This window comes from Mycobacterium hubeiense (genome assembly GCF_002838065.1).
Classification (GTDB): domain Bacteria; phylum Actinomycetota; class Actinomycetes; order Mycobacteriales; family Mycobacteriaceae; genus Mycobacterium; species Mycobacterium hubeiense.
Map to the genome: position 1 here is coordinate 20,488 of NZ_PIZU01000003.1, position 16,704 is coordinate 37,191.

The 16,704-nt window shown below is 65.4% G+C and carries 18 protein-coding genes; 4 read left to right on the top strand and 14 right to left on the bottom strand.

Annotated elements, in window-relative coordinates; all coding sequences use genetic code 11:
* Nucleotides 1-3 precede the first annotated feature (3 nt).
* On the bottom strand, nt 4-354 hold the full coding sequence (locus CWS39_RS03335) for a VOC family protein (RefSeq protein ID WP_102141499.1): 351 nt from the start codon (nt 352-354) through the stop codon (nt 4-6).
* A gap of 14 nt (nt 355-368) precedes the next feature.
* Entirely contained in the window at nt 369-1,613 is a 1,245-nt protein-coding gene (locus CWS39_RS03340; protein WP_102141723.1) for a M18 family aminopeptidase, read from the bottom strand.
* Here CWS39_RS03340 and CWS39_RS03345 point away from each other — a divergent pair.
* Together CWS39_RS03345 and CWS39_RS03350 are read left to right on the top strand one after the other, a co-directional pair.
* The gene (locus CWS39_RS03345) at nt 1,612-2,679 is read left to right on the top strand and encodes a Dyp-type peroxidase (RefSeq protein ID WP_199177943.1); all 1,068 of its coding nucleotides are present in this window, start codon (nt 1,612-1,614) and stop codon (nt 2,677-2,679) included. The genes CWS39_RS03340 and CWS39_RS03345 overlap by 2 nt on opposite strands.
* Complete coding sequence (locus CWS39_RS03350) at nt 2,679-3,476, top strand: family 1 encapsulin nanocompartment shell protein (RefSeq protein ID WP_102141501.1); 798 nt, start codon at nt 2,679-2,681, stop codon at nt 3,474-3,476. The genes CWS39_RS03345 and CWS39_RS03350 overlap by 1 nt, the downstream gene beginning before the upstream one ends.
* A gap of 92 nt (nt 3,477-3,568) precedes the next feature.
* On the opposite strand, the gene CWS39_RS03355 is transcribed toward CWS39_RS03350, so the two are convergent.
* The 6 genes from CWS39_RS03355 to CWS39_RS03385 form a co-directional block, all read right to left on the bottom strand.
* Nucleotides 3,569-4,858, bottom strand: coding sequence for a hypothetical protein (locus CWS39_RS03355; RefSeq protein WP_233213346.1), 1,290 nt, complete (start codon nt 4,856-4,858; stop codon nt 3,569-3,571).
* A gap of 65 nt (nt 4,859-4,923) precedes the next feature.
* Nucleotides 4,924-5,535, bottom strand: a complete 612-nt coding sequence (locus CWS39_RS03360) for a hypothetical protein (RefSeq protein WP_102141502.1) — start codon at nt 5,533-5,535, stop codon at nt 4,924-4,926.
* A gap of 577 nt (nt 5,536-6,112) precedes the next feature.
* Nucleotides 6,113-6,940 carry a hypothetical protein gene (locus CWS39_RS03365; protein ID WP_142386800.1) on the bottom strand — a complete coding sequence of 276 codons (828 nt, stop codon included), beginning with the start codon at nt 6,938-6,940 and terminating at the stop codon, nt 6,113-6,115.
* A 511-nt stretch (nt 6,941-7,451) separates the two neighbouring features.
* Nucleotides 7,452-8,126 (bottom strand): phosphoribosylformylglycinamidine synthase subunit PurQ, encoded by a 675-nt coding sequence (gene purQ / locus CWS39_RS03375; protein ID WP_102141505.1) that lies wholly within the window; start codon nt 8,124-8,126, stop codon nt 7,452-7,454.
* The gene (gene purS / locus CWS39_RS03380; protein ID WP_199177944.1) at nt 8,123-8,362 is read right to left on the bottom strand and encodes a phosphoribosylformylglycinamidine synthase subunit PurS; all 240 of its coding nucleotides are present in this window, start codon (nt 8,360-8,362) and stop codon (nt 8,123-8,125) included. The genes purQ and purS overlap by 4 nt, the downstream gene beginning before the upstream one ends.
* A 10-nt stretch (nt 8,363-8,372) precedes the next feature.
* Nucleotides 8,373-9,086 (bottom strand): ATPase, encoded by a 714-nt coding sequence (locus tag CWS39_RS03385; RefSeq protein ID WP_431306079.1) that lies wholly within the window; start codon nt 9,084-9,086, stop codon nt 8,373-8,375.
* On the opposite strand from CWS39_RS03385, the gene CWS39_RS03390 reads away from it, so the two are divergent.
* Nucleotides 9,072-9,722, top strand: a complete 651-nt coding sequence (locus tag CWS39_RS03390; protein WP_102141508.1) for an MBL fold metallo-hydrolase — start codon at nt 9,072-9,074, stop codon at nt 9,720-9,722. The two genes, CWS39_RS03385 and CWS39_RS03390, sit on opposite strands and share 15 nt — an antisense overlap.
* Here CWS39_RS03390 and CWS39_RS03395 read toward each other — a convergent pair.
* Genes CWS39_RS03395 through CWS39_RS03410 form a run of 4 tightly spaced genes read right to left on the bottom strand, consistent with a single transcriptional unit; the run spans nt 9,719 to nt 13,204 of the window.
* The gene (locus tag CWS39_RS03395) at nt 9,719-11,362 is read right to left on the bottom strand and encodes an FAD-binding dehydrogenase (RefSeq protein WP_102141509.1); all 1,644 of its coding nucleotides are present in this window, start codon (nt 11,360-11,362) and stop codon (nt 9,719-9,721) included. The two genes, CWS39_RS03390 and CWS39_RS03395, sit on opposite strands and share 4 nt — an antisense overlap.
* 15 nt (nt 11,363-11,377) lie before the next feature.
* Nucleotides 11,378-12,082 carry a DUF2334 domain-containing protein gene (locus tag CWS39_RS03400; RefSeq protein WP_102141725.1) on the bottom strand — a complete coding sequence of 235 codons (705 nt, stop codon included), beginning with the start codon at nt 12,080-12,082 and terminating at the stop codon, nt 11,378-11,380.
* Between the two features lie 56 nt (nt 12,083-12,138).
* A complete protein-coding gene (locus CWS39_RS03405) occupies nt 12,139-12,633 on the bottom strand; it encodes a glutathione peroxidase (protein WP_102141510.1) in 495 nt (164 codons plus the stop codon).
* Between the two features lie 10 nt (nt 12,634-12,643).
* Nucleotides 12,644-13,204: a TetR/AcrR family transcriptional regulator gene (locus tag CWS39_RS03410; protein ID WP_102141511.1), complete on the bottom strand. Its 561-nt coding sequence runs from the start codon at nt 13,202-13,204 to the stop codon at nt 12,644-12,646.
* Between the two features lie 82 nt (nt 13,205-13,286).
* Between CWS39_RS03410 and CWS39_RS03415 the strand changes: the two genes are divergently transcribed.
* On the top strand, nt 13,287-13,742 hold the full coding sequence (locus tag CWS39_RS03415) for a DoxX family protein (protein ID WP_102141512.1): 456 nt from the start codon (nt 13,287-13,289) through the stop codon (nt 13,740-13,742).
* Here CWS39_RS03415 and CWS39_RS03420 read toward each other — a convergent pair.
* Both CWS39_RS03420 and CWS39_RS03425 read right to left on the bottom strand, forming a co-directional pair.
* Complete coding sequence (locus CWS39_RS03420; RefSeq protein WP_102141513.1) at nt 13,710-15,809, bottom strand: S9 family peptidase; 2,100 nt, start codon at nt 15,807-15,809, stop codon at nt 13,710-13,712. The two genes, CWS39_RS03415 and CWS39_RS03420, sit on opposite strands and share 33 nt — an antisense overlap.
* Nucleotides 15,806-16,699: a phosphoribosylaminoimidazolesuccinocarboxamide synthase gene (locus CWS39_RS03425; RefSeq protein ID WP_102141514.1), complete on the bottom strand. Its 894-nt coding sequence runs from the start codon at nt 16,697-16,699 to the stop codon at nt 15,806-15,808. The genes CWS39_RS03420 and CWS39_RS03425 overlap by 4 nt, the downstream gene beginning before the upstream one ends.
* Between the last annotated feature and the right edge of the window lie 5 nt (nt 16,700-16,704).

Below are 16,704 nucleotides of genomic sequence, written 5' to 3' on the forward strand. Positions count from 1 at the left end.
CGGTCATTCCCCGGCAGCGACGCAGAACGCGTTGCCGTCGGGGTCGGCCAGCACCACCCAGTTGTACTCCTGCCCGAGGCTGTGCCTACCGACCTCGGTGGCACCCAGCCCGATCAAGCGCTTCACCTCCGCCTCGACGTCGGCCACCGCGAAGTCGACGTGAACCCGGTTCTTGCCCGGTGTCGGGGTATCCACCCGCTGGAAGCCGAACCGCGGTCCGTCCGGCCGAATCAGCACGACATACTGCTCCACGGCGACGGGGTTGACGTCGCCTCCGAGCGCTTTCGCCCACCACTGCGCAAGACCTTCTGGATCGGCGCAGTCGAACGTGATCATCTCCACATTGAGGGTCATTCCCGCACCCTAAGTCAGGCCGGTGACAAGAACGCCTGCAAAGCCGCCGCGTAGGCCGCGACATCATGCGCGCCCATCAGCTCGCGCGCCGAATGCATCGCCAGCTGCGGCGCACCCACGTCGACGGTCGGGATCCCGGTGCGCGCGGATGTCATCGGCCCGATCGTCGATCCGCAGGGCAGGTCCGCGCGGTGTTCGTAGCGCTGCAGCGGGACACCGGCCTGCGCGCATGCCAACGCGAACGCCGCCGCGGTACGGCCGTCGGTGGCGTACCGCAAGTTCGGCTGCACCTTGAGCACCGGGCCGCCGTTGACCTCGATCAGGTGGCCCGGCTCGTGCCGGTCGGGATAGTTCGGATGGGTGGCGTGCGCCATATCGCCCGAGGCCACCGTCGAGCCCGCGAGCCGGCGCAGGAAATCCTCGCGGCCGCCGCCCGCGGCCAGCGTGATGCGTTCCAGCACGGTGAGCAGCAGCTCGGACTGAGCGCCGTGATCGGACGTCGACCCGACCTCCTCGTGGTCGAACAGGGCGAGCACCGGCACATACTCCCCCGGTGTGCAGGCCAAAAACGCCTCCAGGCCCGCGTAGCAGGTGGCCTGGTTGTCCAGTCGCGGCGCGCTGACGAAGTCGCCGCCGACGCCGGTGACCGCTGACGGCGTCAGATCGTGGGTCATCAGGTCGAAGCCGAGCACGTCGTCCTGGTCCACGCCTGCGCGTTGGGCGACGTACGCGAGGAACGACCCCGGTTCGCCGCTGCCCCACACCGCGTTGACGTGCCGCTGCGGGTCCAGGCTGACCGACTTGCGGTCCTCGGCGAGGTGGATCGCCAGCTGCGGCACCCGCAGGATCGGATCGTCGATGCGGATCAGTCGATGACTGACGCTCTGCCCGTCGCGCACCGACAGCCGGCCGCTGAGGCCGAGGTCGCGGTCCAGCCAAGAGTTGAGCCAGGCACCGCCGTAGGGCTGCAGCGCGACCACCTGCCAGCCAGCGACGAACCGGTCTGGGCGCTGCTTGACGCGCAGATTCGGGCTGTCGGTGTGGGCGCCGACGATGCGAAACGGCGCGTCACCCGAATGCCAAGCGATGAGCGACCCCGCCCGCACCGTGAAGTACCGCCCGTCGGCCGGCCAGGCGTCGGCCTCGGCGAGTTCGGTGAAGCCCGCGTCGCGCAGCCGCTGAGCGACGGTCTCGCACGCGTGGAACGGTGACGGGGACGCGTCGATGAACTCGCACAGGCCCTGTGCTGTGGCAGACATGCTGGCCATTTTCGCCGCAACGGTGACCCGGGTTGACGTTAGGGTCTCAAGAGTGCCCGCTCCGCTGCCGCAACCGGTTCTGTCGCCGCTGACGCCGGCGGCCATCTTCCTGGTGGCGACGATCAACGACGGCGGTGAGCCGACCGTGCACGATGCGCTGCCCGACATCTCCGGGCTGGTGCGCGCGATCGGGTTCCGCGATCCGACAAAGCATCTGTCGGTGATCACCTCGATCGGCTCGGATGCGTGGGACCGGCTGTTCTCCGGGCCGCGCCCCGCCGAGCTGCACCCGTTCATCGAGATCGACGGGCCGCGCCACCACGCGCCCGCCACGCCGGGCGATCTGCTGTTCCACATCCGGGCCGAGACGATGGACGTCTGCTTCGAATTGGCCGGAAAGCTGGCCGAAGCGATGGCAGGGGTGATCACGATCGTCGACGAGGTACACGGTTTCCGGTTCTTCGACAATCGGGATCTGCTCGGGTTCGTGGACGGCACCGAGAACCCGGACGGTCCGCTGGCGGTCAGCGCCACCCAGATCGGCGACGAAGACCCCGAATTCGCCGGCGGCTGTTATGTGCACGTGCAGAAGTACACCCACAACATGGCGGCGTGGAATGCGTTGTCCGTGGAGGAGCAGGAGCGGGTGATCGGCCGCACCAAACTCGACGACATCGAGTTGGACGACTCCGTCAAACCCAGCGACTCGCATGTGGCATTGAACGTGGTCACCGACGACGAGGGCACCGAGTTGAAGATCGTGCGGCACAACATGCCGTTCGGTGAGATCGGCAAAGGCGAGTTCGGCACGTATTTCATCGGATATTCGCGCACACCGGCGGTGACCGAGCAGATGCTGAACAACATGTTCATCGGCGATCCGCCGGGTAACACCGACCGCATCCTGGAGTTCTCCACCGCGGTGACCGGCGGGCTGTTCTTCACCCCCACCGTCGACTTTCTGGATGATCCACCGCCCCTTGCTGTTTCGGTGTCCGATGAAGAAGACCCAGCCTCAGCGGTTTATGACGGCTCTCTGGCGATCGGCAGTCTGAAAGGAACCTGATGAACAATCTGTATCGCGATCTGGCACCGATCACCGAAGCCGCTTGGGCGGAAATCGAATTGGAGGCCAGCCGAACCTTCAAGCGGCACAACGCCGGCCGGCGGGTGGTGGATGTCAGCGGGCCGGGCGGCCCGGTGACCGCGGCCGTCAGCACCGGTCATCTGCTCGACGTCGATCCGCCCGGCGACGGTGTGGTGGCGCATCTGCGCGACGCCCAACCGCTGGTGCGGCTGCGAGTCCCGTTCACGGTGATGCGCAAAGACATCGACGACGTGGAGCGCGGATCCAAAGACTCCGACTGGGATCCGGTCAAAGAGGCGGCGAAGAAGCTGGCATTCGTTGAGGACCGGGCGATTTTCGAGGGCTACGGGGCGGCGTCGATCGAGGGTATCCGCGCAGCCAGCTCCAACCCGGCGCTGGCGTTGCCCGACGATGCGACCGAGATTCCCGATGTGATCTCACAGGCGCTGTCGGAGTTGCGGCTGGCCGGCGTCGACGGCCCGTACTCGGTGCTGCTGTCGGCCGACGTATACACCAAGGTCAGTGAGACGACGCAGCACGGCTATCCGATCCGCGAACACCTCAACCGGCTGGTCGACGGCGAGATCATTTGGGCGCCCGCGATCGACGGAGCGTTCGTATTGTCCACCCGCGGTGGCGATTTCGACCTGCAGTTGGGGACGGACGTGTCGATCGGCTACCTGTCGCACGACGCTGAGTCGGTGCTGCTGTATCTACAGGAGACGATGACGTTCCTCTGCTACACGGCGGAAGCATCAGTCGCACTGACCACCTGACCCCGCCTCCCGCGAGCGACCGTGTTTGCGCGCCGACACGCGGGGAATTGCGGGCATTTTGGGGTCGCTCGCGGGCGGTGAGGGTTGCGAATCTATTTCGGCGATACCAACGAAAAGAGTTTGTCGTCGGTGCGCTGTATAAGGCTGGTGTGCACCTTCCACACCTCTTTCGCTTCGTTTGGTGCAGAACCCGATATCGTCCACAACACGTCACAAGTCGTCAGATCGACACCGCGGACGAGCCCATCGCCTTCGTCGAGGGCAACCACCACGTCACCGTCGGAAGCGATGTAGTACGTCCAAAGGTCCTCGCCCACACACGTTTTTCCTTGATCGCCAGTTCGCAGATCGAACTGCTGCCACTCCCGGTGGTCCGGATCGGTGGCAATGAAAAATCGCGATCCGATTAGGCGGGCATCGGCCGATGGACCCGATGGTGCCAGTTCGAGAAGCTGCCGGCCATCGACAGTCATGACGAGATTCTTTGACTCAGACGCAACGATGGGCAGATCAAGCGAGCGTGTTTCAAGCGTGCCACCCGAACTGGGCTCACTGAGCTTCTTCCCGGTGTTGTCAAAGAAGGCCACTCGCTCGGACAGGTCTCCCGACGACGTGTATTCGTACCCGATGCCACCGGGATAGATGACGGCTTGTCCGAGTTGAATTTCTTCTGGGACTTCCGGTTTCACGACTTTGCCATCGACGACTGAGAACACCACGTCGTCGACGCGGCCGCTGCCTTGAACCGCGAGTGTCGAAGGAACGGAATCGCGTTGCTCCACAGTGAATTGAGCTGGCAGTATGCCGTTGCCAGGCACGAACCAGGTCAGCTCGCCACGCGATCCAACGCCGTACATGCCCTTCCCGGTGACTCCTGCAATCACGTAATCACCGACGTGCTCAATGCGTGGTTGATCTTGGGTTCCCGCTATGCGCAGATCTGTGGGGCCGTCGAAGGTCACCTTGCCCGTCGAGGTGTCGACCACCCATGCCGTCGACGGCACGCTCAGGTTGGGCCCCTGCCGTACGCAAAGGACCAAGGGTGGGCCGTTAACGTAACAATTGAAATCCGTTGCATCACCGGCCGATCCAAGTCTTACCGGCCCGAAAACCCGCTGACCACTGTTCACGTCGAGGCCGAGCAACCACCAGCCTTCGCCGGTGATGCCAATGAAAATGCCTCGGTCACCGATATTGTCGACCGGCCGCACGACGGTGCCGGGCGGAAGACCGAGTTCACCGACAGTAACCGTCCATCCCGGCCCGGGCTGCTGACGCATGGAGGAAGTCAGCAGAGTCTGTTTTGGCAACCCGGGCATTGAATCGGCCTGCGGTTCACCCTCGGTCGTGTTCCCGCTGCAGCCGACTAACGCAAGCAACATGACTCCGATAAGAGCGCACCGCCAATGCCGAGACCGGGGTGACCTTTGCAAGGTTGTCTTGTCCTTCACGATCCTGCTTCGAGTCGTTCCACAGCCTGACCGTTAATGAGTTCCTGGCGGTGCTCTGGATTCTGCCAATAGAAGCGGACTAACTCACGTAAAGCGTTACCACCCGGCGTGTACCAGTCAGAGGGCAAAGTCAGGGTGCGCCCGTCAGCTGTTTTGATGTAAGTGGTGCCGCTGGGCTTGCCACCGTCTTGTGATGTGTCCGCGACATCTGTCACCTCGTCCCAGTCCCGGCTCTTTGATGACAACGCGCTTCCCGTCTCCACGCCGTCGACGGTCATCCGCAGATGACTCATCCCTCGTTGTGCAAGTATCTGCCGCAGACTGAAGACGCCCACGACAACCCCGGCAGCACACACGAACACAAAGTACTGCCGATTGCCGCTCGGTACAGGTATGTCAAGCATGCCAAGCGGCGCGCATACCGCGTAGAGGGCCATCCCGAGAAAAGCTCCGATTGTTGAAGCGGTGAGGAGGTGGTCCACTTTTCGATCGGGCCGAAACGTCGTCCCGGCGTCGTCGCGGATGACGCGAGGCGTCACTTTGCGCATCGCGACAATGGCCATCATCGTGATAATTCCGAATGAGAAAACGGCGAACCCCATTGCCACAAGGGCCGAAAGGTACTCCCCTCCCGCCAGAGAAACGAAAACCCATGCGGTACAAAGTGCCCCGAAAACACCTACGACTGCGGATAAGAAGGCAACTGCGACGGCAGACCTCATCGCGGGCACACCACGTTGCCGACCAACTGCCCTACGTATCCGAAGACAAAGCCTCCGGCGGCGTTAGCGCCCATCGCAGCGATCGGGCCGACGCCGGGGACGGCACCCACCGCAACAGTCGTGAGAACGCCCCCAGCTAACCCAACGCCTCCGGACCAAGCGGCCACGCAGCGCTCATGCAGCGTCTCCGCACTAACAATGTTGTAGGCCATAGTCGCGAGTCCCATTGCCGGTCCGCCGTACTTTGCGCTGCCTTAATCCCCTCGAGCGCATCGGCGCTCAACGCGGGAATGCCTCGACCGGCTTGCACCTCAAGCCCCGAAAGCGCGGCGCCGGCCATGGTCGGGACCGGGTCGTTGAAGAAGGATTCCGGCAACACATTGTGTCTGCCGTCTGGCGTGGTACAACTGCCGGTGCGGGTCCCGTCGGCGGTTTCCGAGATGTCCATACGCGTTCCGTCGGCTCACACCACCTGTGTGAGCTTGCCACCATCCCGACGCGGGATGGTCATCGTTTCCGATATGAAGTTTCCGTTCTTGTCGGTGTGCACCGACTTCAATGTCCCTGCGGGATAGACCTGTTCGCTAGGCAAACCTTGATCGACGTATTCGGTCGCCACATGTGTGCTGCCATCGAGCATGGTTTTGGTAGTGATCCGGTTGCCGTCACGGTCTGTGGATTCGCTCACCTCGCGAACGGTGGTCGCCATATCCTGTGCACGCGCCGCCTCCTGAAACTGTTTGCCCTCCTCCGTCGAGGGATCTGGCACCTCATCCCCGGGGACCGGCGGCACCGGACTCGGTGGCCCATACACAAGGTTCTCGAACTCGCCTTCAGTGCCTGCCCTGGCCACTAGCAACTGTTGCGCGGTGAGACTGTCGGCTTCGCCCACCGCGAGCAATAGTTCGTTGACCTCACCTTGCAAGGCCACTGCCTGCTTTTGCAGTTCGGCTGCCTGTTCCGCGGACATCGCCGCCGGGTCAATCATGACGACCCACTGGTCGGTGACATTTAGTGGACCGCTGTCGATGTCCTCGGCCAGGCCCAACAGATCCGCCCTGGCCTTGCCGATAGATGCGCTACCGCTCTCCAGAGCGCCCGCGAACGCCTCCGCGTAGTTCTTGAACACTGACGACCTGTCGGTGGCCTTGCGGAACATGCCGGTGGCTGCGTCGTGCGCCTGCCCGGCCCACCCCCGCGCCTCGGGCATCGCATCGATGCGGTTGTCAAGGCCGACGACGCCTGCGTAGACCGATTCACCAGCGGCCCTGATTGTCGACGCGGGTGCCAAGAGCGAATCGGGATTCCAGCTCTGCAGCCGCGAACGCGACGGCAACACTGTTAAAACAAGCCCTTGAACGTTCCCGCCAGGGCTGTGTCATCCACTTCGTACCGGTCACCCGCACCCCGCACAGCTGAACCCATTGCGGCGACGTCATTGAGAATGTCCTTTGCCGCCAACGCCAGGTGCCCCCCAATCTGGCGCGCGGCCCACTGCGTCTCTGACCCAGGCAACCCGTCGGCCGAAGTGGGCGCAACACTACCGACGTCGAGTCGGCTTAGCGTCACTGCCACGGCGTCAACCTCCGCGGCGAAGGCGCGCAATACTTCTGGATCAACTAACACGGAGCCTCCGAATAGTCGTTCAACCTCTTCCGTACCAGGACAGCAGTTATTCAGTCCATTTGAACCTAACATCGGCTGCGTCGAGTTCATGACACGAATTCACCACACTGAGGTTGCGCGAGGGCTGTGAATTCGCGTAGATCACAGCCGTGAGTGCAATCTCACGGACAAGCGCGCTATGCCGTCAGCACCGAATCCAACGCCGAGTAGAAGATGCCCAGCCCATCGTCGGACGGGCCGGTCAGCGCCTCCGTCGCATGCTCGGGATGCGGCATCAAGCCCACCACGCGGCCGTTGGCCGAGCTGATCCCGGCGATATCGCGCAGAGAGCCATTGGGATTCTCCCGATAGCGGAACACCACCCGCCCGTCGCCTTCGAGTTCGTCCAGCACCCGCTCGGAAGCGACGTAGCGGCCCTCCCCCGATTTCAGCGGCACCAAGATGTCCGCCCCGAGGTCATAGCGCGACGTCCACGCCGTCGAGTTCGACGCCACCTCCAGCCAGATGTCGCGGCAGATGAAGTGCAAACCGGCATTGCGAGTGAGCGCGCCGGGCAGCAGTCCCGATTCACACAGCACCTGAAACCCGTTGCAAATACCCAACACTGGCATGCCACGCCCCGCGGCGGCGATCACCTCGCCCATCACCGGCGCGAACTTCGCGATCGCCCCGGCGCGCAGATAGTCGCCATAGGAAAAGCCGCCCGGCACCACGACGGCATCCACGTCTCGCAGGTCGGCGTCGGCATGCCACAGGCTCACCGCCTCGGCGCCGGCGAGCCGCACCGCCCGCGCCGCATCGATGTCGTCCAGCGTGCCCGGAAAGGTGATCACCCCGACTCGTGCGGTCACGACTGCTCCCTGCTCACCGACCAGTCCTCGATAACCGTGTTGGCCAATAGCGATTCGGCGATCTCGGCGAGCGTCTCATCGGACACGCTGTCGTCGACCTCGAGCTCAAATCGCTTGCCCTGGCGCACATCTGACACGCCGGACACACCGAGACGACCCAGCGCGCCGACGATCGCCTGACCCTGCGGGTCGAGGATCTCGGCCTTGGGCATCACATGCACAACCACCCTTGCCACGGCGCACACTCTACCGGCACGACCCGATGTAAGCCGTGCACAGCGGGGCCGCCATCGCGTCGAGGACCTGCGCGTCCGGCACCGACGGCCAGGCCACCAGCGGCGGCGTCGTCGACCACAACGCCAGCTCGACGACGGTGCCGCTGCCCGGGTCGGCCAGCAAATACTGGTGCACAATCACGGGCCCGCTGATCACGGCGGCCAATCGGTCGAGCTCGCCGGTGGTGATCGAGGGTGACTGCAGCGGCGCCGTCGCCTGGCAGGCCCGCAGCCGGCCCACCGCGACGTCGAATACCGATTCCGCGAGCGGGCCGCTGCGCCACCGCTCGCCGCGCCAGTGCACAACCTGCGCCTGAAGCTGCCACTGGCCGATGGCGTGGCTGACGACGGCCCGGGCGGCCACCGCGTAATCACGCGCATCGTTGGCCATGGGCAGGGACGCGCACACCTCTTCGAACTTGAACCGCGGAGCGGGTGCCGTGACGGCCAATCCAGCCAGATCCGGCCAGCGATACTGGCCGGATAGCGGTATCGCCGTCGGTGCGATCCAGGCCGAATCGGGGATGCGGTCGCAGAACGGCGGGCAGTCGCCCGGCAATGCCCAGGCCGGACCGGGCGCGACCGGCGCGACGGCCATCCCGCACGCAGCCAGCACCGAAGCCAGGATCATTCGCAATGGAACGCACCCCCTTCGCGCCACAATATAGGTATGCAATTGACGCATTTCGGCCATTCATGCCTACTCGCCAGCTTCAAAGACGATTCGACGGAAACCACCGTGCTGTTCGACCCGGGCAACTTCTCGCACGGCTTCGAGGGCACCACCGGGCTCTCGGCGATCCTGATCACCCATCAGCACCCCGACCACGCCGACACCGCGCGGCTGCCCGCATTGGTCGACGCCAACCCGCAGGCGGCGCTGTACGCCGATCCGCAGACCGCGGCCCAATTGGGGGATCCGTGGCGGGCGGTGCACGTCGGCGACGAATTCACCATCGGGCACTTGACGATTCGCGGCGTCGGCGGCCGTCACGCCGTGATCCACCCGGAAATCCCTGTGATCGACAACATTTCGTACTTGGTCGGCGATGGTGACCATCCGGCGCGGTTGATGCATCCCGGCGACGCGCTGTTCACACCGGGCGAGCCGGTCGACGTGCTCGCCACCCCCGCCGCCGCGCCGTGGATGAAGATCTCCGAGGCGGTGGACTATCTGCGGGCGGTTGCGCCGACGCATGCGGTGCCCATCCACCAGGCGATCATCGACCCCAGCGCCCGCGGCATCTTCTACGGCCGCCTGTCGGAGATGACCGATACCGATTTCCAGGTGTTGCCTGAGGAATCGGCGACGACGTTCTAGGCGACGTCGCGCGCGGCGGCGCGGCCCGCAGCCCGGCCGGAGAAGATGCAGCCGCCCAGGAACGTACCCTCCAGCGACCGGTAGCCGTGCACGCCGCCGCCGCCGAATCCGGCCGCTTCACCGGCTGCGTACAGCCCGTCGAACACGGTGCCGTCGGGTTTGAGCACCCGTGAGTCGAGGTCGGTTTCCAGCCCGCCCAACGATTTTCGCGTCAGGATGTGCAACTTGACCGCGATCAGCGGACCGGCTTTCGGATCGGTGAGCCGGTGTGGGGCAACGACGCGGGTGAACCGGTCGCCAAGGTAGCCGCGCGCGGCGCGGATCGCCGTGATCTGGGTGTCCTTGGTGAACCGGTTGGCCACCTCGCGATCGCGTGCCGTGACCTCCGCCTCGACGGTGGCGTACTCCAACGGCAGCACGTCGGGCACCGAGTTCATCGCGGATACCAAGTCCCGCAACGAATCAGCGCTGACGAAGTCGACCCCTTTGTCGACGAAGGCCTGCACCGGCGGCGGCGCTCCCGGCCGAACCCGGCCCAACACGTCCCGCACGCTGCGGCCCGTCAGATCCGGATTCTGCTCTTGGCCCGACAGCGCGAATTCCTTGGCGATGATGCGCGCGTTCAACACGAACCACGTGTAGTCCTGACCGGTCCGTGCGATGTGCTCCAGCGTGCCCAGGGTGTCGAAGCCCGGGTACAGCGGCGCGGGGAGTCGGTGGCCGTGCGCGTCCACCCACAGCGATGACGGGCCCGGCAGGATACGGATGCCGTGGTCCGGCCACACCGGGTCATAGTTGGCGATGCCCTCGGTGTAGTGCCACATCCGATCACCGTTGATCACATGGGCGCCTGCGGATTCGGTGATGCCGATCATCCGGCCGTCGACATGGGCGGGCACGCCGCTGAGCAACTGCTCGGGCACACGACCCATCCGCGTGGGCCAATTCTTGCGGACCAGGTCATGGTTGCCGCCGATACCCCCGCTGGCCACTATCACCGCAGCCGCACGGAACTCGAACTGGCCCACTGTGTCTCGTGACGAGGCGACCCCACGCGGCGCTGACGACGGCGCCAGCACCGAGCCGCGCACGCCGGTCACCGCACCGGATTCCACGATCAGCTCGTCGACACGATGCCGATGCGCGAACCGTACCGACCGCCTGTCCCGCAGCTGCCGCGCAAAGATCTCGACGATCGCCGGACCAGTCCCCCAGGTGATGTGGAACCGTGGCACCGAATTGCCATGCCCGCGAGCGTCATAGCCGCCGCGCTCGGCCCACCCGACAAGCGGGAAGCTCTGCAGCCCGCGCGCCCTCAACCAGCTGCGCTTCTCGCCCGCGGCGAAATCGACGTAGGCGTGCGCCCACTGCCGCGGCCAATGGTCCTCCGGCCGGTCGAATCCGGCGCTGCCCAACCAGTCCTGCAACGCCAGCTCGTGGCTGTCGCGGATGCCGAGCCTGCGCTGCTCGGGGCTGTCGACGAAGAACAGGCCGCCGAACGACCAGAACGCCTGCCCGCCGATGTTCGCGGCGTTCTCCTGGTCCACGATGAGCACCCGCCGGCCCCGGTCGGCCAGTTCGCACGCGGCGACCAGTCCGGCCAGCCCCGCCCCTACCACGATGACGTCGGCGTCTGCCATGAGACGCACGGTAACTCAGGCGGCGTCGGACAATGCGGGGTAGGGCCGCCAGTGGTAGACCACGGGCGTGCACTGGTGCATCAGCGCCAGGTCGACGGCGTCGAGCATGGCCTGGCGCGGGCCGGAACGGCGCAGCTGGCGGGCCGCCACCGCAATCCGCACGATGCCCGCGCGTCGCGCCGTGCGCTCGGCGGAGAGCACCAGAGTGCGACACCACCACGGTTCGGTCAGAAATCCCTCCCCGACGCCCAACACCCGGGTTCGCACCGTGGTCTGACGCACCAGGTCGGTGATACCGGTCAGCCCGGCAAGCAATCGAAACCCGTTGCGCGGCAGTGCCTTCTCGGTGCCCTGCGACACCGTCCAACGCGGCGCGGCGAACAGCCGCGTGCGCAGGCCAAGATGCTCGAGGACGCGGTCGGCGCCCATCAGCCGCAGGTTCGCCTCGTGCGCAGGCAGCGTGGCGAATTCACTGCGCCGCTTCTTGGTGGCCGCCTCGTCGTATCCGTGCAGCACGATCGCGTCGCCGCCGCGGCGCCGCTGGGTCAACCACTCGACCGTCGGCGCATCGCTGTCCAGCCGGTAGCCGCCCTTCAGGCGGGGCGCGACCAACAACGACACGGGCACACCCCGGGCGTCCAACTCCGCACAGAACGATTCGACGTCAGCCAGCGTGCGCTCGCTGATCTGCGAGATCGAGACGATCAGTTGTCCAGCCACACCCACACTGTGGCAACACGAGGTGTCGCAACGGTTGCCAACACCCGGACGTCGGGTTATCGCGGCACGACGGCTTCGATTGCGGCGATGACCTCGGGCGCATCGGGTTCGGTGCGCGGTCGGAACCGGTTGACCACGCGTCCGCCCGGCGCGAGTAGGAACTTCTCGAAGTTCCACTGCACGTCACCGGCCTCGCCGGCGGCGTCCGGTGTCTTGGTCAATTCCGCGTACAGCGGATGCCGGTTCGCACCGTTGACGTCGGTTTTGGCCAACAGCGGGAAGGTGACGCCGTACGTCGTCGAGCAGAACGTCTGGATCTCCTCCGCGGTGCCCGGCTCCTGCCCCATGAACTGGTTGCAGGGCACGCCGATCACGGTCAGCCCGCGATCGCGGTACTCCTGCGCGAGCCGCTCCAGCGCACTGTACTGCGGTGTCAGACCACATTTCGAGGCCACGTTCACGACGAGCACTGCGCCGTCGGCGTATTCGGCCAGCGAGGTCGGCTTGCCGTCGAGGGTGGTCAGGGAGATGTCGGTGAGCGAAGCGGTCATGGCTCGCAGGCTACCTCTTCGTGTAAAGCATGCGGGCGACGCGTTCGACGGTCGCGATCGGATCGGCATCGGTATCGATGGCGTTGTTGAGCCACAGCAGCGAAAAGCCATGCACCAGAGACCATGCCGCAAGGGCGGCCGCCTGCGGATCCGCTTTGGCGCGTGGATCGTCCAGAGTGCCGACGCCCGCTCGCAATTCGGCACCGGCGGCGGCCTCGGCGGCGACGAGTTCGGGATCGGCGGAGTCATAGAGCGACTTGTCGAACATCACCGCGTAGTGGCCGGGATGGTTGACCGCGAATCGCACGTACGCCAGCGCGGCATCGAGAAAGTCGGGCCTGGCGCCTGCGAGCGCGTCGGCCAAGAGGCGGAAGCCCTCGGCGGCCAGCGCCGTGAACAGGCCCCGCCGGTCGGTGAAGTGGTGCGCCGGCGCCGCGTGGGAGACGCCTGCGGCGCGGGCCAGCTCGCGCAGCGACACCCCGTCGGCGCCGCGTTCGGCCACCAGGGCGGCGGCTTCGGCGAGGATGACCGCTTTCAGGTCGCCGTGGTGATACCGGTCCTTGCTGCTCATCGCTCGATCATACCCCTAATCTTGACAGTGCCTAGATCCCCGGTTAGCCTTGATCTTGTCACTGTCAAGATAGGAGGGCGTGATGGCTCCGCTGATCACCTTGGTCGTCGTCAGCGTCATCGCGCGTGCCGTCGGCTGGCTGGGCGTGGACTACGTGGGCAGTTGGCCGGAGGCGATCGCGGTCGGGCTGGCGGCGATGTTCGTTCTCACCGGAATCGCGCATTTCGTCAATCCGTTGCGACGCGACCTGATCGCGATCGTCCCGCCGCGGCTGCCCGCCCCGGCGCTGCTGGTCACGGTGACCGGGGTGCTCGAACTGCTCGGTGCCGCCGGGCTGCTGTTTCCGCCGACCCGGGCGGCCGCCGCGGTATGTCTGTTCGTGTTGATGCTGGCGATGTTCCCGGCGAATGTGTACGCCGCCCGAATGCCCAACCCGCCCAAGTCGATGACGTCTCGGCTGGGGGTCAGGACCGCCGAAGAAGTGGTCTACCTGGGAGCCGCGCTGCTAGTTGGTGCCGTCAGCCTTGGCGGCGTCTAACAGCCACGCGTATTGGAAGGCGGCTTCCTTCCACCGCTCGTAGCGTCCACTGATGCCGCCGTGCCCCGCGTTCATCTCTGTCTTCAGCAATACCGGGTTTCCGTCGGGGTTGCTATGTCGAAGCGCAGCAACCCATTTCGCCGGCTCGACGTAGTACACCCTGGTGTCGTTCAGCGATGTCATGGCAAGGATGGGCGGGTAGCTCTTGGGCTCGACGTTCTCATACGGCGAGTACGACTTCATATAGTCGTAGACATCCTTGTCGGCCAACGGGTTTCCCCATTCATCCCATTCGGTGACGGTCAGTGGCAGCGATGGGTCCAGGATCGTGGTCAGCGGGTCGACGAATGGGACCTGGGCCAGGATGCCGGCGAATAACTCAGGTGCCATATTGGCTACCGCGCCCATCAACAGCCCACCGGCGCTGCCACCGAGCGCGACCAGGTTCTCCGGGCGGGTGACGTCGGTGGCGATGAGATGCTTTGCCACCGCGATGAAGTCGGTGAAGGTGTTTTTCTTCCGCAGGAGCTTGCCCTGCTCGTACCACTGTCGGCCGAGCTCGCCGCCACCGCGGACGTGCGCGATGGCGAACACCATGCCACGGTCCAGCAGCGAGATCCGGGCAATGGAGAAGCGGGGGTCTTCGCACGACTCGTAAGCGCCGTACCCGTACAGCACCGTCGGAGCGGGGAATTGCAGGCCGGTGCGGTGGATGATCGAAATCGGCACGCGGGCACCGTCTTCAGCGACCGCCCAGTCACGACGCTCAACGTAGTCCTCGGGGTGGTAGTCGCCGAGCACAGGCTGCTCACGCAGCAGCGTGCGCTCTCCGGTGGCCAGGTCGATGTCGTAGATGCGCACCGGTGTGACGAACGACGTCGCACCGACACGCAGTTTGGGTGCCGCCCAATTGGGATTGGCGCCCAACCCCGCCGATGTCAGCTCCGTCTCGAAGGTGATGTTCTCGGGCCGCCCGTAGGCGCCATCTGCATGGATCGGCCACAGCTGGATCCGCGGCAGCGCCTCGCTGCGATAGCTGACCACGAGATGGCTGGCGAACGCGTCGACGGAGTCCAGCCGAACGTCCCCACGGTGCTCAACGAGTGTGCGAAAAGCGGTGGGGTCGTTGACCGGAGCCTCGACCAGCTCGAAATTCTCGGCGCCGTCGTTATGCAGAATCAGGAACCGGTCCTCGCCGCCGACCACAGCGTGCTCCACGGAGTACTCGACCAGTTCGCGGCGCGGCCACACAACGGTGAACTCACCTTGCGGGTCGGCGGCGTCGGTGTAGCGCACCTCCGACGTGACGGCGCTGCCGGCCGCGATGACGACGTATTTGTCGCTGCGGGTACGCCCGACGGCCAGCCAGAACCGCTCATCGGGTTCGTGGTACGCCTGTTCGGCGGGCAGGCCCGCGCCGAGGCGATAGCGCCAGACCGTGTCGGGGCGCCAGGAGTCGTCGAGGGTGGTGTAGTAGACGGTCCGGTTGTCGGCGGCCCACGTGACGCCAGCGCCGATGCCGACGACCTCGTCGTCATATTGCTCGCCGGTGCGTAAGTCCCTAAACCGCAGGGTGTATCGCTCGTCGCCCTTGACGTCCACCGAATACGCCAGAGTGTTGCCGTCGAGGCTGATGCTGGCGGCGCCCAGGGCGAAGAAATCGTGCCCTTCGGCCTCGACGTTCTCGTCGAGCAGCACCTGTTCGCCCTCAATCTCGGTGTTCTCGTCGAATTGCGGCGGCGTCCAGTCGTCGGGATCTTTGACCGGGCAACGGCATTGCACGCCGTATTGCTTGCCCTCGAAGCTGCGCGCGTAGTACCACCAGTTGCCGCGGCGGGTGGGCACCGACAGGTCGGTTTCCTTGGTGCGGGCCTTGATCTCGTCGAAGATCTTCTGTCGCAGCGGCGCCAGGTGCGCGGTGGCTTCTTCGGTGTAGTTGTTCTCCGCCTCGAGATAGGCGATCACCTCGGGATCGTCCTTGGCGCGCAGCCACTCGTAAGGGTCGATGAACACATCGCCGTGGTGCTCGCGGCGTGTCTCGACGCGCTTGGCCTGTGGTGGTTTCATGCCAGAGGGCCGATCCAGTCGTCGTACGTCAGCCCCGAAATGCGTTCGTACGCCTCGATATAGCGCGACCGGGTGGCGGCGACGATCTCGCTTGGCAGCGGCGGTGGTGGTGTGCCGCTGTCACGGTCCCAGCCGGACTCGGGACCGGTCAGCCAGTTGCGGACGAACTGCTTGTCGAAGCTCTGCTGGACCACGCCCTCTTGGTACTCGTCGGCGCGCCAGTACCGCGACGAATCCGGGGTGAACACTTCGTCGGCGAGGATCAGGTTGCCGTGCTTGTCGACGCCGAACTCGAACTTGGTGTCGGCGATGATGATTCCCCGCGTCAACGCATGGTCGGCGCCCTGAACATATGTCTGCAGCGTGCGGTCGCGTAGCTGGTTGGCGCGCACCGGACCGACCAGATCGACGACGTCCTGGAACGTGATGTTCTCGTCGTGCTGCCCGATTTCGGCTTTGGTGGCCGGGGTGAACATCGGCTGGGCGAACTTGCTCGCCTCGACCAGTCCCGGCGGCAACGTGAGCCCGCACAGCGTGCCTGTCTTCTGATAGTCGAGCAGCCCGGAGCCGGTGAGGTAGCCGCGGGCCACGCACTCCACCGGCAGCATCTCCAACTCGCGCACCACCAGCGCGCGGCCCAGCACCTCGTCGGGGATCCGCTCGTCGTCGGGTGGGCCGGCCAGATGGTTGGGCGCATCGACGTAGTCGAAGAAAAACACGCTCATCGCGGTCAGGATGCGGCCCTTGTCGGGGATTTCCGATTCGAGGATGTAGTCGAACGCCGAGATCCGGTCCGTGGCCACGAACAGCAGGTGCTCGTCGTCGATGCGGTAGAGCTCGCGAACCTTGCCACTGGTCAGATGTTCGTAGTCGGACAGAGCGGGGCGCATTACGT